This window comes from Rhizobium sp. BR 315 (genome assembly GCF_050577975.1).
Lineage (GTDB): Bacteria > Pseudomonadota > Alphaproteobacteria > Rhizobiales > Rhizobiaceae > Rhizobium > Rhizobium miluonense.
In genome coordinates this window covers 13717-34138 of record NZ_JARWKZ010000009.1, presented here as the reverse complement: position 1 = coordinate 34138, position 20422 = coordinate 13717, and the positions used below count along the sequence as shown (strand labels likewise).

Here is a 20422-nt window from a genome sequence, read left to right as displayed (position 1 = left end):
TCACGCAAACGCCCGGAACGTCCGGATCGCTTCCTCCGCCTCGCCGATCGCCTCCGGCGTTCCCACAGTCAGCCAATGGCCTTCAAGCATAGTGCCATAGAGCCGGCCGCGCTCGATGGCTTTGTCGAAGTAGATGTTGAGGTTGAAGGCGTCAATCGGCGCGTCGTCAAAGAAGGACGGGTTCATCGCGATAGCGCCGGCATAGACGACGCCGTCGCGCCCGACATCGCGGTAGCGGGCGAGCCTTCCGTCTTGCGCCATGCCGAAGTCATTCTTGCCGTTATGGCCGGTGGTTCTCTCCAGGTCGACGCAGAGCATCGCCATGTCCATGTGCTGCTCGTCGTAGAATCCGGCTAAGCGCTCGAGGTTCGTCGTATGGCCGGGCTTCTCACCGATCCAGAAGAGGTCGGCATTCATGACGAAGATCGGATCGCGGTCGAGCAGTTTCAGGCCTTTGACGAGGCCGCCGCCATTGTTCATCAACCCGTCCCGCTCGTCGGAGATCAGAATTTCAAGGCCGCGATAGCTGCGCAGATGTGCTTCCATTTGATCGGCATGGTGATGGACATTCACGACAGCCCGCTCGACGCCGGCTTCTGCCAGCGCATCCAGCGCATAATTGATCATCGGCTTGCCGGCGATCTTTACCAGCGGCTTCGGGATGGTGTCGGTGATCGGCCGCATGCGGGTTCCGAGCCCCGCGGCCAATACCATGGCTTGCTTGATGGTCATCTCGTCTCGAACTCTCGATTCGCTATCTGCTTTCCTTAGCATAAGGCCGGAAAGCCGTCGCCCGGTCTCTAGAGACGGATGATTTTAGGTCTGTTCGACCTAAAATCTGAATCCGCTCTATAATCGAAGAAATAGAGCGTGATGTTGCCCGAAAACCGCCTACACTTTTCGGCATCACGCTCTGGCTGTTATGCCCGGCCGATCCCAGCCTTCTCGCACCATTCGCGTAAGGGGGTGAGCGCTTCGTGTTCGAAGGCGATGGCGAGATAAGCGAGCGTGCGCGGCATGTGCTTGAGATATCCCGGCTTGCCGTCGCGCTGTAAGAGCCGCACCCAGAGGCCGGCAAGCTTGCAATTGCGTTGCGCCGACATGATCGCCCAGCTCTTCAGGAATTTCGCCTCGTCAAACCCGCCTTGCGCATGGCGCAGCGCGAGGTAGTCGGTCATCAGCTGGTCATGCAGACCGCGCTCGATCGTCACCCGGGCATCCTGTACCAGCGAAGCAACATCGTAGGAGGTCGGCCCGATCATCGCATCCTGGAAATCGATGAGGCCGATGCGCTGAATGCCCTTTTCCTGCGCCCGCCAGATGATATTCGGCGAGTGCATGTCACGCAGCAGCAGGTTCTTTTCCGCATCCTCGAGCTGATCGATCAGCTTGTCCCAAATCACCAGATAGTCGGCGCGTTCCTCATCGCTTGCGGGCGTGCCGCGCTTCCAGGGCAGATGCCAGTCGAGAAGCAGCCGCGCTTCCATCTTCATCGCGGTCCGGTCGAAATCCGGAATGTGATGGACGTGATCCGGCGTTACCGGGATGTCACGGGGAATGGAAAGGCCATGCAAATGCGCGAGGCAGGCGACGCTTTCGCGATAGCGCTCGGCAATCGGCTTGCCTTGCGCGTCGAGCACGCCGTCGGTGCCGAGATCCTCGATCAGAAGAATGCCCTGATCGTAATCGGCAGCGAAGATTTCCGGAGCGGCAAAGCTGTTTTCGCGCAGGATGTTGGCGATCGCCACAAAGGGATAGGTATCCCAGGCAAGATGCGCGACCTTCGGGTAGGGCTTGCCGTCGAGCACGGGCGGCCCTTCCGGCAGGCCCGGCCAATCCATCAGGATCACACGGTCGCCGCCATCGCTTGGATAGATGGACTCATAGGCGCGTAGCGAGGCATCGCCAGTCAGGAAGCGCCTGAGCGCGCCGCGATAGCCGTTTGAATCGAGAAAGGCACGGATATCAAGCACGCGCTCGATGCGCACCATCTGCTTGGCCGGTGCTGTGATGGTGACCCGCCGTCCTTCGCCTTCATGCGTGAGCTTGAGGTCGATGCGCTCCTTCGGCAGCTCGCCTTCGGCCATTTCGGGCCATTCGACAAGGCAGATACCGGTCTGCAGAGCTTCGTCGAAGCCAAGTTCCGTCAATTCACTGGCATCGCCGAGGCGATAGAGATCGAAATGCGAGACAGGAATACGTAGCTCGTAGGATTGCACGAGCGTAAACGTCGGGCTCGGCACATCCAGTTCGGCATCGTCGGCCATGGCGCGCAGCAGTGCGCGTGCGAGCGAGGATTTGCCGGCGCCGAGATCGCCAGACAGCGCCAGACAGTCACCGACCTTCAATGCCAGCGCCAGATCCTCGCCGAGCTGAGCCGTGGCGGCGTCATCTGCGAGGAAGAGGGAAATGCTGCTGTTCGAGGCTGTCATTCTGCTGCGACGGAATGGGGCAATTCAGCCGAAGGAATCCGGCAGGTTACGGTCGTGCCCTTGCCCGGCTGGCTCTCGATGGAGACTTCGCCGTCATGCAGGCTGACGAAGCTCTCGACGATGGAAAGGCCGAGGCCCGCGCCGCTGCGCTTGCCGCCCTTGCCGCCGGAGGCAAAGCGATCGAAGACGCTGTGAATCAGCTCTTCCGATATGCCAGGCCCCTTGTCGGAAACCGAGAAGACGAAATCCGCACCTTCGCGCCCGCATTTGAGCGCAATCGTCGATCCCTCGGGCGCGAAATTGGCGGCGTTGGTCAGAAGCTTGAGCAGGATCTGCTTCAGCCGCTGCTGGTCGGCAACGATGGAGCCGAGATGGGCCGGCACGGTGATTTCGAGCGTCACGCCACTTTCCTGCAATCGGTCGGCAATCTGCATCGACACTTCGTCGAGCAGGTCATTGAGCACGATCTCGGAGTAGTTCAGCCGCATGATGCCGGCGTCGACCGTCGCCAGGTCGAGAATGTCGTTGACCAGCGTCAGGAGCACGGAGGAGGAAGTCGAGATATGGTCGATATATTCGGCCTGCCGGTCATTCAGCGAGCCGATGCCCGGCGTCTTCAACAGGTCGGTGAAGCCGATGATGTTGGTCAGCGGCGAGCGCAGCTCGTAGGAGACGTGCTGAACGAAGTCGTTCTTCAGCTCGTCCGCCTTCAGCAGCGCATCGTTCTTTTCCGTCAGTGCCCGTTCGGCGCGCACGCTGTCGGTCTTGTTGACGAAGGTCAGCATGGTCTGCGCGTTCGGCAGCGGAATGACGGCGTAGTCGAGCACCAGATTGGAAAAGAGCTCCAGCGTCCCCTGCGATGACGGCCGCTCGTCGTCAAAGCTGGTGATCTGCTCGGCAAACCGTTTCCAGCCATCGGGCCGGTCGTAGGAGGGAGCGCAGGCCTCGGCCAGCGTCTGGATATGCGTGCCGGGCTTGGCCTGCGCCTCTGTGATGTTCCAGAGAATGCGGAAAGCCGGGTTGGAAAGGCGGATGCGTCCATCCGGACCGAAAACGGCGACGCCTTCGGAGAGATGATCGATGGTTTCGCCCTGCACCTTGACCAGCGTGTTGTAGCGCGTTTCGAGATCGACCTGCTCGGTCAGGTTCTCGAACACCCAGGTAGCACCCCCCTGCGGATGCGCCGTCGCGAAAACCCTCAGGATCTGGCCGTTGGGCAGATGCCAGAGATCGGTCTGCGTATCGAGCGCGCGATAGACCGAAAGAACGCCGTCCTTCCATGTCTTCCAGTTCAGCTGTTCCGGCAGCTTCTTGGCGCCGCGCAGCCGGTCCAGAAGCTCGCTATTGTCGGGCCGCTTCTCGAGGAAGGCGATATCGAGTTCCCAGAGCTGGACGAAGGCCTGATTGTAGAATTGCAGCCGTCTGTCGCCATCGAAGATCGCAACCGGTGTCGCCAGGTGATCGAGCGTTTCGGCGTGGCTCTTCAGCGTGCGCGCCAGCTCGGCCCGAATCCCTTCCGCCTCGGAAATATCGATCGCCATTCCGGCCGAACCGTTCGGCGATTTGACGTCGACGACGTCGAAGAAGGTACGGTTGCCGTGCACGACGGTCGAAATCTTGTCGTGGAAGGGCGATTCCGGGGTTGCGGAGGCGCGGATGCGCTCGCGGGCCACCGTCGTCAGGAATTCGCGCTCTTCGCGGATCGCTTCCTCGGTCGAAATGGCTTCCACGGCCTCGCCATAGGCCTGATTGACCCAGGTGAGCTTGCCTTCGGCATCGCGCTGCCAGACAGGCAGGTCGATGGCGTCGAGCAGATTCTGGAAGGCGGAGATCGAGGTCATCAGCCGGTCACGCTCGATCTTCAGCTCGGCCAATTCGGCGCGCAGATTGTTGAGCGCGATGAAGCGGACGAAGGCGCGGCCGCCGGAAATGCGACCCTGCGCTTCGAGAATTTCGTCACGATTGGTCTCGACCACCATATCGAAGCTCTGGCCGCTGCCGCGCAGCTTGTCGATCGCCCTGTCGAGTTCGCCGGCCGACCATGATTTCAGCCAGCGTCCGAAGGCGAGGAACTCGTTGTCCTGCGGTGCGCCGGTTTCGACCGGAAGCTGGCCGAGCAGTTCCGGCCGCGCGTTCTGGCCGTCCCAGATGACGATGCGGCGATTCTTGTCGGCGATCAGCGCCTGATATTGCGAAATGCGCTGGTTGGCATCGGACAGCGCCGTGCGAATCTCGCGGCTTTCGCTTTCCATATTGCCGCGCTGCCTGACCATCCACATGGTCGACAGGAGCGCTGCGGAAATGACACCGATGATGACGGAGAAGACGGCCATTTCCGATGAGGTGAAGAGGCGCATGCTCGTCTGCGTGGCGGCATCGCTCTGTGCGAGAACGGGCCCTGCTAGACCGGTCACCAGACCGCCGAAAACGCTGAGCCGCAGCAGGCGGGTCAATGAAGCCAGCCGGCCCTTGCCATGCTTCGCCCGTCCTGAAAACCAATATGCATCGACCTGCCACAGCCGCGCCGCCGCTCCGCGTAGCGCTGGCTGATGCAGGTTGTCTTCCCTTTCAGACATAAGAGGTCTGTCTCCGTCCTTTAGAGCATGATGCCGAAAAGTGTAAGCGGTTTTCGGACGACATTATGCTCTACTTCTTTGATTTAGAGCTGATTCAGATCTCTGGTCGAATAGACCAAAAATCATCCGCTCTAATGTGCCGCATCCTGACAAGACATCCCATTTTCATGGCTCCGGGCGGGCCCGGTTCGTCACGAATCAAGTCTAAAAACAATACTGCCTAAGGGAATCGGCGGGAAGGGAGCTGGCTAAAAAATAAGCCCCGGCATTTGTCAATGCCAGGGCCACAAGATGTTGTGGATACTATCGTTACAATCAGTATCTGTAGTGGTCGGACTTGAACGGACCCTGTGGCGTCACGCCGATATACGATGCCTGCTCTTCGGAAAGCTCCGTCAACTTCACGCCGAGCTTGGCGAGATGCAGGCGAGCGACCTTCTCGTCGAGGTGCTTCGGCAGAACGTAGACTTCGTTCTTGTACTGGCCGGGCTTGGTGAAGAGCTCGATCTGCGCCAACGTCTGGTTGGTGAAGGAAGCCGACATCACGAAGGACGGGTGGCCGGTGGCGTTGCCGAGGTTGAGCAGGCGGCCTTCCGACAGCAGGATGATGCGGTTGCCCTTGGAGAATTCGACCAGGTCGACCTGCGGCTTGATGTTCGTCCACTTCTGGTTACGCAGAGCGGCAACCTGGATTTCGTTGTCGAAGTGGCCGATATTGCCGACGATCGCCATGTCCTTCATCGCGCGCATATGGTCGATGCGGATGACGTCCTTGTTGCCGGTCGTGGTGATGAAGATGTCGGCGCTGGAGACGACGTCTTCGAGCTGAACGACTTCATAACCGTCCATGGCAGCCTGGAGCGCGCAGATCGGGTCGACTTCCGTGACCTTGACGCGTGCGCCGGCGCCGGAAAGCGAAGCGGCGGAACCCTTGCCGACGTCGCCGTAACCGCAGACGACGGCGACCTTGCCGGCCATCATGACGTCGGTGGCGCGGCGGATACCGTCAACCAGCGACTCCTTGCAGCCGTACTTGTTGTCGAACTTCGACTTGGTGACGCTATCGTTGACGTTGATGGCCGGGAAGGGCAGCAGGCCCTTCTGGCTGAGCTGGTAGAGGCGGTTGACGCCGGTGGKGGTTTCTTCGGTCACGCCCTTGATGGCGTCGCGCTGCTTGGTGAACCAGCCCGGCGAAGCCTTGAGGCGCTTCTTGATCTGCGCGAAAAGGATTTCCTCTTCCTCCGAATGCGGATGGGAGAGCACGTCCTCACCGGCTTCAGCGCGGGCGCCGAGCAGGATATACATCGTGGCGTCGCCGCCGTCGTCGAGGATCATGTTGGAAACGCCACCATCGGTCCACTGGAAGATCTTGTCCGTGTAGGTCCAGTAATCTTCGAGGCTCTCACCCTTGATAGCGAAGACCGGAACGCCGGAGGCGGCGATTGCGGCAGCGGCATGGTCCTGCGTCGAGAAGATGTTGCACGATGCCCAGCGCACCTGAGCGCCGAGGGCGACCAGCGTCTCGATGAGAACGGCGGTCTGGATCGTCATGTGCAGCGATCCGGTGATGCGCGCGCCCTTCAGCGGCTGTGCTTCGCCGAATTCGGCGCGGCAAGCCATTAGGCCCGGCATCTCGGTTTCGGCGATCGTGATTTCCTTGCGGCCGAAGTCGGCAAGGCCGATATCCGCGACGACGTAGTCCTTTTCAGTGCTCATGAAGATCTCCAGCCTGAACGATGCAATCGCGCCAAAGGCAAACGCCTCGGCCGAATGCAACAAGAATTGCACGCTGACAGCGTGTGGATGATGCCGTGTAGCAGGCTTCAGGGCGGAAATCAATAATGATATAAAGAAGTCTTTATGTCTTTATATCCAGGCGGCGGCTGGCGGGAAACGCCTAGATTTCTTCGCCGAACTTGTTGGCCACCAGCTGGTCCAGCGCTTCGAGCGCTTCGGCAGCCTGATTGCCGCTTGCCGTCACCGTGACGCTGCAGCCGGGGCTGGCCGCCAGCATCATCAGGCCCATGATCGAAGTGCCGCCGACCGTCGTGCCGTCCTTCGAAACGGTGATGGCGGCGTCGTAGGCTGCGACGGTCTGGACGAATTTGGCGGAGGCGCGGGCATGGAGGCCCCGCTTGTTGATGATCAGGAGTTCACGGGAAAGCTCAGTCATGGGGGCGGTGCTGTCTCGTCATTTGCCGCTGAGCACGCGGCTGGCCACGTTGATGTATTTGCGACCGGCCTCTGAAGCCTCCACCAGGGCTTTCTCCATGTTGTTGTCGCCGCGCACGCCGGCGAGCTTGATGAGCATCGGCAGATTGACGCCGGCGATGACCTCGGTGTGGCCGCTATTCATGACGGAGATTGCGAGATTGGAGGGAGTGCCGCCGAACATGTCGGTGAGGATGATGACGCCATGTCCGTCATCGGCGCCGGCGACGGCCTGCAGGATGTCCTGCCGCCGCTTGTCCATGTCGTCTTCGGGACCAATGCATACCGTCTCTATGAACTTCTGCGGACCAACGACATGCTCGACGGCATGCCGAAACTCTTCAGCCAGCTTGCCATGAGTGACAAGCACAAGTCCGATCATGATATTACTGCTCCCATCGCATACGCAAACAGGTGGCCAATATCGCAATGCAGCAATGTCGTCCACCGGTGGGGGGACATCTTGGCGATGAAAAGACGAAGTGCAAGCTTAAAATACAGGATTTGAGCGCCGGTTGAGGCCAAGTCGGCCAATTAATCCAGTCTGGCGCCGATTTTCGCTGTTATTATGGCGAGTGGATTCGCGGAGGTTGCGGACAGGCGGATCAAGGGCAACCGAATGGAGCCAGTGACGTCGATCTGCTCGTCTTCGGGTGGCAATCTCTCGGCCGTCGCCGGATCGACCGGACGGATGGCAAAGTGCATCTCAGCCTTTGAAATGTAAGGCATACGAACGATGCCGGTATAGCGAATCTCCATCAGACCAGCGATTGTCGGCGGGCATTCGGCGGTTACCGAACCGTCCTGCTTTGCAATCAGCACGCGGTCGTCGGCCACCAGCATGGCTGCAAGTCCGAGCGGCTTGGCAGCCGCAAGGCAAGAGAAGGCGAGGGTGGATTTGCCGCTTCCCGAGGGGCCGAGAAATAAAAGCCCGGTCTTGCCGATGATGATCGCCGTGGCGTGGATATTGGTTGCTTCGCCGGTCATGCGGGCGCTCATGCCTGCGTCTTGGCGGGCAGCGAGAGGATGAAACGCGCGCCGAGCAGCGTCATGCCATCGCTGTCGACGATGTTTTCAGCGCGCAGCGATCCGCCATGTGCCTCGGCGATCTGCCGGCTGATGGAGAGACCGAGGCCGGAATTCTGCCCGAAGCCTTCCGATTCCGGCCGGTCGGTGTAGAAGCGCTCGAAGATGCGGTCGATATTCTCGGCCTGGATGCCCGGACCGTTGTCCTCGATATAGATGACGCAGCGCGTTCTCGTGCGCGTCAGCCTGACCGTGATCTTGCCGGTCTCGTTCGGAACGAAAGACCGGGCGTTCTCGATGAGGTTCGTGACGATCTGGCCGATGCGCAGGTCGTGGCCGTCGACCGCAAACTTCGCCTTGTTGGCCGGCTTACGGTCGATCACATATTCGATCTCGACGGCCCGCTTGCTGTGTCCCACTTGCCGCGAAATGTCGATCATGTCGCGCAGCAGCACTTCCAGATCGAGCGATCTCGCGTCCGAACGGGCGAGTTCGGCGTCGAGCCGCGATGCGTCGGAGATGTCGCTGATCAGGCGATCGAGGCGGCGAACGTCATGCTGGATCACATCCATCAGCCGCTTCTTGGAATCGTCGCTCTTGGCGAGCGGCAGCGTTTCGACGGCGCTGCGCAGCGATGTCAGCGGGTTCTTCAGTTCGTGGCTGACGTCGGCCGCGAAGCTTTCGATCGCGTCGATGCGGTCGTAAAGCGCCGATGTCATGTCGCGCAGCGCGATCGACAGGTTGCCGATTTCGTCTTGCCGGGCCGAGAAATCCGGAATTTCCTCGCGCTCCTTCGCCCCGCCGCGGCGCACGCGAATGGCCGCGGCGGAGAGCCGGCGCAGCGGATTGGCGATGGTGGACGACAGCAGCAGCGACAACACGACGTTGACCAGCGTCGCGACGCCGAAGACGCGCATGATCGCCAGGCGTTCGGCATGAACGATCTTGTCGATATCACCGGCCTGGGTCGATAGCAGCAACACACCGAGCACGGCGCGGAAGCGCTGGACCGGCACGGCGACGGAAACGATCAGCTCGCCCTTCTCCGTGGTGCGGACCACGGCGCCGCGCACGCCCGTCAGCGCATTCATGACTTCCGGATAGATGGAGCCGTCGCCGCCAGGCGCTTCCTTGTAAACAGGCAGGTTGCCCGGCTGCAGCATCTTGTTGAGCAGACCGCTGAACCAGTCGGACCAGCTCTGCTTCTCGTCGTCGACCGGCGGCAGATCGTAGCGCAGCACCTGGCCACGCGAATAAAGATGGCGGCTGTCGAGCAGCAGGTTCGCATCGGCATCGAAGATGCGGGCGCGGGTGCGCGTCGGCGAGATCAGCCGCGTCAGCACCGGCGCCACCTTTTCCGGATCGATCGGGAATTCCAGATCCTCGTCGTTCGGAACGGGCGTAATGCTCTGGCCTGCCTGGAGCTCCAACAGTTTCTGCGGATCGATGGTGATGGAGTTCGTATCGACCGAAGCCGAAGCCGAAACGGCGCCGGCGATGATTTCGCCTTGCGTCAGCAGACTTTCGACCCGCGCGTCGATCAGGCCTTCGCGAAACTGGTTGAGATAAAGAATGCCGCCGACAAGGACGACCAGCGCCGCAAGATTGAAGAACAGGATGCGGCGCGTCAGGCTCGAAAATACGGCATTGCCGAAGATGCGGCGGATCAGAACGAAGGGATGGGTCCAGCGTCGGCGCGCGATTCGAGCGCCGCTCGGGCCTTCCGAGTCGTCTATATCTCTGTCCTGCACCAGCTGTGCCAAGCCAACGGCCCTTTCGAAGAACGGGATCGTCGATCCCGTCCGCATGCTCTTATTTCATCGTTTGCCGTATGGTCCAGTTAACTCTTATGCGGCTTCGCGGAAGCGGTAGCCGACGCCATACAGGGTCTCGATCATATCAAATTCGAGATCGACCATCTTGAATTTCTTGCGCAACCGCTTGATGTGGCTGTCGATCGTGCGGTCGTCGACATAGACCTGCTCGTCGTAAGCAGCGTCCATCAGGGCGTCGCGGCTCTTGACCACGCCGGGGCGCTGCGCCAGCGAATGCAGGATAAGGAATTCGGTAACGGTCAGCGTTACCGGCTCGCCCTTCCAGGTGCAGGTATGGCGTTCCTGGTCCATGACGAGCTGGCCGCGTTCGAGCGAGCGGGCTTGCTGCGTTGCTCCCGGCTTTGCGACCGCGTTGCCGCCACCGGCAGCATTCGCAGCCTCGCGGGCCGAAGCGCGGCGAAGCACGGCCTTGACGCGCTCGACCAGCAGGCGTTGAGAGAAGGGCTTGGTGATGAAGTCGTCGGCGCCCATCTTCAAGCCGAAGAGTTCGTCGATTTCCTCGTCCTTGGACGTCAGGAAGATCACGGGCAGATCGGATTTCTGGCGCAGGCGGCGCAGCAGCTCCATGCCGTCCATGCGTGGCATCTTGATATCGAAGATCGCCAGTTGCGGCGGCCGGGCAAGCAGGCCATCGAGCGCCGAGGCTCCGTCCGTGTAAGTCTCTACCTTATATCCCTCTGCTTCCAAGGCAATCGATACGGAAGTCAGGATATTGCGGTCGTCGTCAACGAGCGCGATTGTCAACATGGTATTCGTCTCCGTCATCAGTGCGCGTCTCCCGGATTTGGAATCCAGCCCAGGCGGTCTGCCAGCTCGGTCGGCGGTAACCTGGCGCGCTTATGGGGATAAAGGTGGAACAAATTGTGGCAAAGATAAAGGGGAGGATTGCTAAGGCCAAACATCCGTGATCGGCGGTTGTGTGACGAAACGTCCCGTCATGGTTTATTCAAACGATTTAAAATTGCCGAGATTTATTTAAATCGATTAAATATCTGATATCATTAAAGATTTTTTGTTTTTCGCTCTTGTGCTTTTAAAAAGACACCTCTACGCTTTAGGCAATTACAACGGCTGAGGCCTTTGCAGAGGAAAAAGTGATGGAGCAATTCGGCGTCCGTAATCCCGCGACTGAACTGGGATCGATTGGCCTGGGAGCCGCCGCCAGCGTGCGCTATAACCTCATGGAGGCCCATCTCTATGAGGAGGCGATTCGTCGTCATGAAGCCGATCTGACCGCCGATGGCGCGCTCAGGGCTTTGACCGGCCAGCACACCGGCCGTTCCCCGAAGGACAAGTTCGTGGTGCGCAACGCCACCACCGAAGACCAGATCTGGTGGGACAACAACAAGCCGATGTCGCCGGAGCATTTCGAGCTGCTGCATGAGGACATGCTGGCGCATGCCCGCGGCAAGGACCTGTTCGTGCAGGATCTGATCGGCGGCGCCGACGTCGAATATGCTTTGCCGACGCGCGTCATCACCGAATTCGCCTGGCACTCGCTGTTCATCCGCAATCTGCTGATCCGTCCCGACCGTTCGGCGCTCGAAAGTTTCGTGCCGCAGCTGACGATCATCGATCTGCCGAGCTTCCGCGCCGATCCGGAGCGTCATGGCTGCCGCACGGAAACGGTGATCGCCTGCGACTTCGTCAACGGTATCGTCCTGATCGGCGGCACGTCCTATGCCGGCGAGATGAAGAAATCGGTCTTCACGGCGCTGAACTACATGCTGCCGGAGCGCGGCGTTATGCCGATGCACTGCTCGGCCAATGTCGGTCCCGAAGGCGATGCCGCGATCTTCTTCGGCCTGTCCGGCACCGGCAAGACGACGCTCTCGGCAGACCCGACCCGCACGCTCATCGGCGACGACGAGCATGGCTGGGGCGAGAACGGCATCTTCAATTTCGAAGGCGGCTGCTACGCCAAGACCATCCGCCTTTCGGCCGAGGCCGAGCCGGAAATCTACGCCACCACGCGCCGCTTCGGCACCGTGCTGGAAAATGTCGTGCTCGACGAACATGGCAAGCCGGATCTCGATGACGGCTCGCTGACAGAAAACACCCGCAGCGCCTATCCGCTGCATTTCATCCCGAACGCTTCGGAATCCGGCATTACCGGCCATCCGGAGACGATCATCATGCTGACGGCCGACGCATTCGGCGTCATGCCGCCGATCGCCAAGCTGACGCCGGATCAGGCGATGTACCACTTCCTGTCCGGCTACACCGCCAAGGTCGCCGGCACCGAGAAGGGCGTCGTCGAGCCGGAAGCGACGTTCTCGACCTGCTTCGGCGCTCCCTTCATGCCGCGCCATCCGGCCGAATACGGCAATCTACTCAAGGAGCTGATCGCTCGTCACGGCGCCCGTTGCTGGCTGGTCAACACCGGCTGGACCGGTGGTGCCTATGGCAAGGGAAGCCGCATGCCGATCAAGGCGACGCGTGCGCTGCTCGCTGCTGCCCTCAAGGGCGACCTCGACAATGTCGAGTTCCGCATCGATCAGAATTTCGGCTTTGCGGTTCCGGTCGCGGTCGAAGGCGTCGACAGCGCCATCCTCGACCCGCGCTCCACCTGGGCTGATGGCGATGCCTATGATGCGCAGGCCGAAAAGCTGGTGCAGATGTTCGTCACCAACTTCGCCAAGTTCGAAGGTCACGTGGACGGCAATGTCCGCGATGCGGCGCCGGGAATGCCGGCCGCTGCGGAGTAGACTTTTCGCAACAGCAATGACTCACGTGAAACCCGGCGGCCCATCCGCCGGGTTTTTCGTTTCACCGGATGTTTTCAAGCGCAGTGCAATGTGGAATAGAGCGATTTCAGGAAAAGTGTTCAGCGGTTTTCCGCTTGGAATTGCGTAGACCGATAGAGCGGCGATGCGGCTTCGACCGAATATTCGCTGTCCAGGGCAGGCGCGGAGAAAACCATGGCCAGCGAAGCGCTTTACATCAACGACCGGATTACCATTGCCGGCTGGGAGCTGGCGGAACAGTTCGTTTTGGCGGGCGGTCCCGGTGGCCAGAACGTCAACAAGGTCGCGACGGCTGTCCAGCTTTTCTTCAATGTCCAGAATTCGCCGTCGCTGACAGACCGCGTCAAGGCGAATGCGGTCAGACTTGCCGGGCGGCGCGTCTCCAAGGATGGCGTGCTGATGATCGAGGCCAGCCGTTTCCGCAGCCAGGATCGCAACCGCGAGGATGCGCGAGAGCGCCTGAAGGAGCTAATCCTCGAGGCGGCTGCCCCACCGCCACCGCCGCGCAAGAAGACCAAGCCGACTAAGGGCTCCGTCGAACGCAGGCTGAAGGAGAAGTCCGGGCGTTCCGAAGTGAAGAAGATGCGCGGCAAGGTCGGCGGCGACTAGATCGGCTTTTCGGGCTGCATGCTGGGTTTGGTTGGTTCAAAATAGCTTGTCGGGTGAGTCCGATTTCGCGGCAGCTATGTGCTCGGCCCCTCATCCTAGCCTTCTCCCCGCCGTGCGGAGAGAAGGGACGACCGAGCGCCACAGCACCGCCCTCGCTTGCCGTGGATAGTGTGCGGCAGCGAGCTTGAGGTACGAGAAACTCCCTCGCCCCGCCTGCGGGGAGAGGGTTGGGGTGAGGGGCCATGCACAAAGGCGAGGCGGTGATGCATTCACCTAATTGGCAACACCTACAGGACACCAAATGCTGCTCCCAAACGGAATCCGCCACCTGCCCGGATACCTCGATCGCCCCGCCCAGGAAACGCTGATCGAGGCGATCCGTGCTGTCGTGGCCGACGCGCCGCTATTCACGCCCGTCATGCCGGGCACCGGCAAAGAGATGTCGGTGCGCATGACCAATTGCGGCCCGCTCGGCTGGGTCACGGACAAGCAACGCGGCTATCGGTATCAACCCACTCATCCCGTGACAGATCGTTCTTGGCCGGCTATGCCGCCGCAAATGCTCGATCTCTGGAATGATATAGCAGGTTATGAAAAGCCGCCGCAGGCCTGCCTCGTCAATTTCTATGCAGACGATGCCCGCATGGGCCTGCATCAGGATCGAGATGAACAGGATCTCAACGCGCCCGTGCTGTCGATCTCGCTCGGCAACACCTGCCTGTTTCGGGTGGGCGGCCTCAACCGCAATGATCGTACGCTATCTTTCAAGCTTTCCAGCGGCGATATCGTCGTCCTCGGCGGCGAGGGCAGGCTCAGCTTCCACGGCGTCGACCGCATCTATCCCGCGACATCGACATTGCTGAAGAATGGCGGGCGGATAAACCTGACCTTAAGACGGGTAACCCCATAAGTAGATTGGAGACGAATGCGATTGGGGCGATCGTGACAAGGCTGAGGACGAGACCGGAGTTGATTTTTGCGGCCCTGGCCGTTGCTCTCGGATTGGCAAGGGGTCTCTACTTCCTGACATCCTTATGGGTCTTAACGCCCGACGGATTCTCCGTCATGACCAATCGTCTGCCCTATTGGGATTTCACCAATCTCTGGGGCGGGGCGGTGATGGCCCTGAAAGGTAATGTCGCCTATCTGTTCGATGCCGAGGCTTATCGACGGGAGCTTCGGCTGCTCCTGTCGCCTTTGATGCAGAATCAGGAATGGAGCTACCCGCCCTCCATGCTGCTGATTGGCGTTCCCCTTGCCGGATTGCCGATTTTCATCGCCTATATCATCTGGACATTGGGTACGCTTTTCCTGCTGTTCCTGGCAACGAAGCCGCTCGGTCTGGTTTGGTGGGCGCGCGTGCTCATCGTCGTTTCGCCCGCTGCGATGGTCGACGCCATCTTCGGGCAAAATGGGGCGTTGACGACGGCGCTCCTGCTATCCGGGCTGCTGCTTGCTCCGAGCCGGCCAATCATCGCGGGTATTCTGTTCGGCCTGTTGACGGTCAAACCACAATTGGGCGTCTTGGTGCCGTTCTGCTTGCTTGCCAGTGGGAACTACCGGGCCTTTCTTTCGGCAGGCGTTACCGCGCTCTTCCTGGTGATCGTCACAGGACTGCTGTTTGGCTTCGATGTGTGGCTGCTGTTTTGGACCGAGACACGCCCGCTGATGACATCAATCCTAGAGGCGCCCTTTTCGAATGGCTATCAGGTCAACGCCACGACATTCTTCATTCTGGCGCGATCCTTGGGACTCGGTCTTACGCCTTCCTACTCGCTCCAAGTGGTCGCTTCTGTTGTTGCCATCGCGACGACCCTGTGGCTCTGGCGCAGCAGTACGGTCATCGAGCATCGGAGCAAGGTCTGCCTCACGATACTCCTGACGCTTATCGCGACGCCTTACGGCTATTCTTACGACACCATCCCGATGAATGTCGCTGCCGCGTACTTCTTCTTCAACTATCGCGGCCTTTTGGCTCCTCTTGGCGCTGCCTGGCTCTATCCGCTCTACAATCAGCAGGTCGCAAGGCAACTCGCGCCGCTCGGCGCCGTGGTATTGGCCGCACTTGCAGCCTGCGTACTCATCCGCATCCTGCGTGATCGACGCTCGCCAGGCGCGGACATGGCGACTACGGCCGAAGAATCGCGAGCTACAGCTTCCTCAATGCAACCTGCTCGATCAGATGGTTCTTGCCCTTCTGCAGGATGAGGTCGGCGCGCGGGCGCGTCGGCAGGATGTTCTGGCGCAGGTTCTTGAGGTTGATATTCTTCCAGAGCCCTTCCGCGATCGCCAATGCTTCCTGCTCGCTGATCGAGGCGTAGCGGTGGAAGAAGGAGTTGGGGTCGCGGAACGCGGTTTCGCGCAACTTCATGAAGCGGGCGACGTACCAGTTATGGATAAGATCCTCGTCGGCATCGATATAGATCGAGAAATCGAAGAAGTCCGAGACCATCGGCACGATCTTGCCGTCAGCCGGCAGATGCCGCGATTGCAGCACGTTGATGCCTTCGAAGATGAGAATATCCGGACGGTCGACCGTCTTGAACTCGGTCGGCAGCACGTCGTAGACGAGGTGAGAGTAGGAGGGAGCCTGGACATTCGGCTGACCGGCCTTGATTGCCGAAAGAAAGCGCAAGAGCGCTGCCGTGTCGTAGCTTTCCGGAAAGCCCTTGCGCTGCATCAGGTTGCGGCGCTGTAGTTCGGCGTTCGGATAGAGAAAGCCGTCTGTCGTGACCAGATCGACCTTCGGGCTCGACGGCCAGCGCCCCATCAATTCCTTCAGGACACGCGCCGTGGTGGATTTGCCGACGGCGACGGAGCCTGCAATGCCGATGACGAAAGGCGTCTTGGCGACATCAGAGAGGCTGAGGAAGCGGTTGCGCTGCTCGAACAGAATTTGCGAGGATTCCACATGCGAGGACAGCAGGCGCGACAGCGACAGATAGATGCGGCGGACCTCGTTGAGATCGATCGGATCGCCCATCGAGCGCAGCCGCGTCACTTCGTCGGCGGTCAATGTCAGCGGCGTGTCCGCCCGGAATTTCGCCCATTCTTCCGAGGAGAAGAAATAATAGGGCGAATAGGCTTTCGCCTGGAAAATATCGAGTGTCTCGTGCGCTGGCTCGGTCTTGGTCGCTATCGTCATTGCGTTTTACCGGCTTGCCTTCTCTTGAAGGCCGGATTGAGTGGTGCGCCTTTCGAGCTCACCCATGACATTCTGCAACGGAATGCCGGCAATCTTCAATACGACCAAAAGGTGATATAGCAGATCGGCGGCCTCGTAGGTGAGGTTGTCGCGATCATTCGCAACCGCAGCCATGACGGCCTCGATCGCCTCTTCGCCCAGTTTCTTCGCCGCTTTCGGCTGGCCGGCCGCAAAAAGCTTCGCCGTCCAGGATTCGTCGGGCGAAGCCTTGGAGCGTTCCTCGACGATTTTTTCGAGGTCGGAAAGGGTAAATCCGCTCATCGCTACGCTGTCTCCTAATCCAGCCGCATGGGAATGCCGCGCTCGGCCATGTAGCGCTTTGCCTCGCCCACCGAATAGGTGCCGAAGTGAAAGATCGAAGCAGCCAGTACCGCCGTCGCATGGCCTTCCTTCACGCCGGCGACGAGGTCGTCGAGATCGCCGACGCCGCCCGACGCGATGACGGGCACACGCACGGCATCGGCGATCGCCCGCGTCAGCTCCAGATCGTAGCCGACCTTGGTGCCGTCGCGATCCATGGAGGTGACGAGCAACTCGCCGGCGCCGCGCTCGACCATCTTGCGGGCAAAATCGACGGCATCGATGCCGGTCGCGTTGCGGCCGCCGTGGGTATAGATCTCCCAGGGGCTCATATTGTCGCCGCCGAGCGCTTCGGTGCGCCGCCTTTTCGCGTCGATGGAAACGACGATGCACTGGTTGCCGAATTTATCGGCGGCCTCGGCAACGAAATCGGGATTGTTGACGGCCGCCGAATTGATCGAAACCTTGTCGGCGCCGCAGAGCAGCATCTTGCGGATGTCGGCGATCGTGCGCACTCCGCCGCCGACCGTGACGGGCATGAAGCATTGTTCGGCGGTCCGCGCCACGACGTCGAAGATGGTGTCGCGATTGTCGGAGGAAGCCGTGATGTCGAGGAAGCAAAGCTCGTCAGCGCCGGCGGCGTCGTAGGCCTTGGCAGCCTCGACGGGATCGCCGGCATCGACGAGGTTGACGAAATTGACACCCTTGACGACGCGGCCGTCCTTGACGTCGAGGCAGGGGATGACGCGGGCTTTCAGGGTCATTGCGCTGCCTCCTTGGCCTGCTTGATCAGGGCCAGTGCTGCCTTCGGATCGATCCGGCCATCATAGAGCGCGCGGCCGGAAATCGCACCCTCCAGTTTGCGGGCATCAGGCTGGATCATGCGGCGGATATCATCCAGCGAGGCGAGCCCGCCGGAGGCGATGACGGGGATGGAGACCGCGTCGGCCAGTTCCAGCGTCGAGGCCCAATTGATGCCTGTCAGAATGCCGTCGCGGTCGATGTCGGTATAGATGATCGCAGCGACGCCGGCGCCCTCGAATTGTTTCGCAAGCTCGATCACGCCGAGTTCTGAGGCTTCCGCCCAGCCTTCGACCGCGACTTTGCCACCCTTGGCGTCGATGCCGACGGCAATATGGCCTGGAAATCTTCTGCAGGCTTCAATGACAAGGGCCGGATCGCGGACGGCAACCGTGCCGAGGATGACGCGGGTAAGCCCACGCGACAGCCAGTTTTCCATATGGTCGAGCGTGCGGATGCCGCCGCCAAGCTGCACAGGATTTTTCGTCGCCTTGAGGATGGCATCGACGGCAGCGCCATTCACGGTCTCGCCGGCAAAGGCGCCATTGAGATCGACGACATGCAGCCATTCGAAGCCTTGGTCTTCAAAGGCTTTCGCCTGGGCGCCGGGATCGGGATTGTAGACGGTTGCCTGCTCCATGTCGCCGAGCTTCAGGCGCACGCATTGCCCGTCCTTGAGGTCGATTGCGGGGAAGAGAATCATGTTTTGGTCCTCAAAGCGCGAAGCGTCACGGCTTCCAGCGCAGGAAATTGGCGATCAGGGCAAGGCCGAGCTTCTGGCTCTTTTCCGGATGGAACTGGGCGCCGGCCATATTGTCGCGTCCAACGAAGGCGGTCATCGATCCGCCATAGCTCGTTGTGGCGATGACATCGTCGCCATGGTCGGCCGCCAGATGATAGGAATGGACGAAATAGGCGTGCAAGCCGTCCGGCCCGGTCTCGATCCCGTCGAACAAGGCATGCGGGTGGCGCAAGTCCAGCGTATTCCAGCCGATCTGCGGAATTTTCAGATTGGGATCGTTCGGCGTCATTTCCTTGACATCGCCTTTGATCCACCCAAACCCTTGGGTAACAGTCTTCTCCAGCCCACGCGACGACATCAGCTGCATGCCGACGCAAATGCCGAGGAAGGGACGGGCCTTGTGTTCGACAACGTCGATGACCGCTTCCGCCATGCCGGGCACGGCATCGAGGCCGCGACGGCAATCGGCGTAGGCGCCGACGCCAGGCAGCACGATGCGGTCAGCCGTGGCGACGCGCTCGGCGTCATCGGTCAGGTCGATTTTAGCGTCGATGCCTGCTTCACGGGCAGCCCGCTCAAAAGCCTTCGTGGCCGAGCGCAGATTGCCGGAACCATAATCGATAATTGCGACGCGCATGGTCAGCGTCCTCCGTCATAGCCGGGAAGGCCGAAGCTCGGGCCTTGGCGGCGGGTATTGGTGTTTGTGGCCGAAATATCCCAGTCTTTTGGATGGATATCCGGGTCTCGTTTCTGCTCCAGCTGGGAAAAATGCATTTCCTCAGCCGTCGTCAGATCATGCGCAGAGACGAGATTTTCCACCTTCCAGCCGCGTTCGACAAGGCGGTCGCTGAGCGCATGCGTGCCTTCGAGGGCCGCCAGGACGTGCACGCCCAACAGAATCCCGGCTCCAGCGGCAAAGAATCCCGGCTGGCGCATCAGCTCCAGAGCGAGGCCCTGCAGTAGGATGGCAGCGACGGCGGGCAGCCAGAGGCGATTGAAGAACATCCAGAGCGCGGGAAACAAAAATGCCTTCCACGAAAAGCCGTCGCGGATGAATCGTGTTCCGTCGCGATACCGATCCGATACTTCGGATCGGTTCGGCACTCCTGGCGGAGTCAAAATCAGATAGCTTGCCATTTCCTCAATTCCCCAGCTCGGGGCTCAGGCGAGCGTGCCTTTCGTCGAAGGCACCCGGCCTGCCTGCCGCGGATCGATCTCGGTTGCGGTGCGCAGTGCGCGCGCAACGGCCTTGAAGCATGTCTCGGCTATATGGTGATTGTTGGCGCCATAATGGTTGAGGATATGCAGCGTGATGCCGGCATTCTGCGCTAAGGCCTGAAAGAATTCGCGTACCAGTTCGGTATCGAAGGTACCGATTTTCGGCGCGCTGAAACTGACATTCCAGACGAGGAAAGGCCGGCCGGAAAGATCAACGGCCGCTTTCGTCATCGTCTCGTCCATGGCAAGGTCGATCGAGGCATAGCGCGTGATGCCGCTCCGGTCGCCCAGCGCCTTGGCAATGGCCTGACCGATGGCGATGCCGGTATCCTCGACAGCATGATGATCGTCGACATGCAGGTCGCCTTTGGTGTCGATCTCCATGTCGATCAGCGAATGTCGCGACAGCTGTTCCAGCATATGGTCGAAGAAGCCGACACCAGTCGAAATCGTCGATTTGCCGCTGCCGTCAATGTTGACGGAAACGGAGACCGAGGTCTCGTTGGTCTTGCGGGAAACGCTTGCCGTGCGGCTCGCTGCGGTCTCTGCCATGGGCTGCTCCATCGGAATACGGCCGTTCCTTATCAGGCGGATCGAGAAATATCCAGAAGTTACGCATGGGCCGTGCGTCTTTAGCCGGCTCGCTTGAACCAATCCGGTTCGGCTGCCATTTGCAATCGCCAAAAGCCCTCTTACATAGGTGCTGACGGGGCCGAAACG

20 protein-coding genes are annotated in these 20422 nt (G+C 60.4%); 4 read left to right on the top strand and 16 right to left on the bottom strand.

Annotated features, from left to right (window positions below; translation table 11 throughout):
* From QD409_RS12110 to QD409_RS12070, 9 genes are all read right to left on the bottom strand, one after another.
* Positions 1 to 732: a nucleotidyltransferase family protein gene (locus QD409_RS12110; protein ID WP_092846536.1), complete on the bottom strand. Its 732-nt coding sequence runs from the start codon at positions 730 to 732 to the stop codon at positions 1 to 3.
* 188 nt (positions 733 to 920) lie between these two features.
* On the bottom strand, positions 921 to 2432 hold the full coding sequence (gene tsaE / locus QD409_RS12105) for a tRNA (adenosine(37)-N6)-threonylcarbamoyltransferase complex ATPase subunit type 1 TsaE (protein WP_092846537.1): 1512 nt from the start codon (positions 2430 to 2432) through the stop codon (positions 921 to 923).
* Positions 2429 to 5008, bottom strand: coding sequence for a PAS domain-containing sensor histidine kinase (locus tag QD409_RS12100; RefSeq protein ID WP_092846539.1), 2580 nt, complete (start codon positions 5006 to 5008; stop codon positions 2429 to 2431). The genes tsaE and QD409_RS12100 overlap by 4 nt, the downstream gene beginning before the upstream one ends.
* A gap of 315 nt (positions 5009 to 5323) precedes the next feature.
* The gene (gene ahcY / locus QD409_RS12095; protein ID WP_430762804.1) at positions 5324 to 6724 is read right to left on the bottom strand and encodes an adenosylhomocysteinase; all 1401 of its coding nucleotides are present in this window, start codon (positions 6722 to 6724) and stop codon (positions 5324 to 5326) included.
* A gap of 181 nt (positions 6725 to 6905) precedes the next feature.
* Complete coding sequence (locus QD409_RS12090; protein WP_004127532.1) at positions 6906 to 7181, bottom strand: HPr family phosphocarrier protein; 276 nt, start codon at positions 7179 to 7181, stop codon at positions 6906 to 6908.
* Positions 7182 to 7199: 18 nt separating this feature from the next.
* Positions 7200 to 7601, bottom strand: coding sequence for a PTS sugar transporter subunit IIA (locus QD409_RS12085; protein ID WP_004127534.1), 402 nt, complete (start codon positions 7599 to 7601; stop codon positions 7200 to 7202).
* 152 nt (positions 7602 to 7753) lie between these two features.
* Positions 7754 to 8206 (bottom strand): HPr kinase/phosphorylase, encoded by a 453-nt coding sequence (locus QD409_RS12080; protein ID WP_430762803.1) that lies wholly within the window; start codon positions 8204 to 8206, stop codon positions 7754 to 7756.
* Positions 8207 to 8214: 8 nt separating this feature from the next.
* The gene (locus QD409_RS12075; RefSeq protein ID WP_430762896.1) at positions 8215 to 10008 is read right to left on the bottom strand and encodes a stimulus-sensing domain-containing protein; all 1794 of its coding nucleotides are present in this window, start codon (positions 10006 to 10008) and stop codon (positions 8215 to 8217) included.
* Positions 10009 to 10092: 84 nt separating this feature from the next.
* On the bottom strand, positions 10093 to 10827 hold the full coding sequence (locus QD409_RS12070; protein ID WP_200863311.1) for a response regulator transcription factor: 735 nt from the start codon (positions 10825 to 10827) through the stop codon (positions 10093 to 10095).
* Between the two features lie 350 nt (positions 10828 to 11177).
* On the opposite strand from QD409_RS12070, the gene QD409_RS12065 reads away from it, so the two are divergent.
* The 4 genes from QD409_RS12065 to QD409_RS12050 all read left to right on the top strand — a co-directional run bounded on the left by QD409_RS12065 (position 11178) and on the right by QD409_RS12050 (position 15644).
* On the top strand, positions 11178 to 12788 hold the full coding sequence (locus QD409_RS12065; protein WP_092846544.1) for a phosphoenolpyruvate carboxykinase: 1611 nt from the start codon (positions 11178 to 11180) through the stop codon (positions 12786 to 12788).
* Positions 12789 to 13001: 213 nt separating this feature from the next.
* A complete protein-coding gene (gene arfB / locus QD409_RS12060; RefSeq protein ID WP_092846546.1) occupies positions 13002 to 13436 on the top strand; it encodes an alternative ribosome rescue aminoacyl-tRNA hydrolase ArfB in 435 nt (144 codons plus the stop codon).
* A 301-nt stretch (positions 13437 to 13737) separates the two neighbouring features.
* Positions 13738 to 14346 (top strand): alpha-ketoglutarate-dependent dioxygenase AlkB family protein, encoded by a 609-nt coding sequence (locus QD409_RS12055; RefSeq protein ID WP_092846548.1) that lies wholly within the window; start codon positions 13738 to 13740, stop codon positions 14344 to 14346.
* A 155-nt stretch (positions 14347 to 14501) separates the two neighbouring features.
* Positions 14502 to 15644, top strand: coding sequence for a glycosyltransferase family 87 protein (locus QD409_RS12050; protein ID WP_430762802.1), 1143 nt, complete (start codon positions 14502 to 14504; stop codon positions 15642 to 15644).
* Here QD409_RS12050 and coaA read toward each other — a convergent pair.
* The 7 genes from coaA to hisB are packed head-to-tail and all read right to left on the bottom strand — an operon-like array spanning position 15586 to position 20254.
* Positions 15586 to 16581, bottom strand: a complete 996-nt coding sequence (gene coaA / locus QD409_RS12045; protein WP_430762801.1) for a type I pantothenate kinase — start codon at positions 16579 to 16581, stop codon at positions 15586 to 15588. The genes QD409_RS12050 and coaA overlap by 59 nt on opposite strands.
* Positions 16582 to 16587: 6 nt before the next feature.
* Entirely contained in the window at positions 16588 to 16902 is a 315-nt protein-coding gene (locus tag QD409_RS12040) for a phosphoribosyl-ATP diphosphatase (protein ID WP_092846553.1), read from the bottom strand.
* Between the two features lie 14 nt (positions 16903 to 16916).
* Positions 16917 to 17705 carry an imidazole glycerol phosphate synthase subunit HisF gene (gene hisF, locus QD409_RS12035; RefSeq protein ID WP_430762800.1) on the bottom strand — a complete coding sequence of 263 codons (789 nt, stop codon included), beginning with the start codon at positions 17703 to 17705 and terminating at the stop codon, positions 16917 to 16919.
* The gene (gene hisA / locus QD409_RS12030) at positions 17702 to 18445 is read right to left on the bottom strand and encodes a 1-(5-phosphoribosyl)-5-[(5-phosphoribosylamino)methylideneamino]imidazole-4-carboxamide isomerase (protein WP_430762799.1); all 744 of its coding nucleotides are present in this window, start codon (positions 18443 to 18445) and stop codon (positions 17702 to 17704) included. The genes hisF and hisA overlap by 4 nt, the downstream gene beginning before the upstream one ends.
* Positions 18446 to 18470: 25 nt before the next feature.
* Entirely contained in the window at positions 18471 to 19121 is a 651-nt protein-coding gene (hisH, locus tag QD409_RS12025; protein ID WP_430762798.1) for an imidazole glycerol phosphate synthase subunit HisH, read from the bottom strand.
* Positions 19122 to 19123: 2 nt separating this feature from the next.
* On the bottom strand, positions 19124 to 19621 hold the full coding sequence (locus QD409_RS12020) for a DUF2628 domain-containing protein (protein ID WP_430762797.1): 498 nt from the start codon (positions 19619 to 19621) through the stop codon (positions 19124 to 19126).
* Between the two features lie 24 nt (positions 19622 to 19645).
* Positions 19646 to 20254, bottom strand: a complete 609-nt coding sequence (hisB, locus tag QD409_RS12015) for an imidazoleglycerol-phosphate dehydratase HisB (protein ID WP_430762796.1) — start codon at positions 20252 to 20254, stop codon at positions 19646 to 19648.
* Positions 20255 to 20422 lie beyond the last annotated feature (168 nt).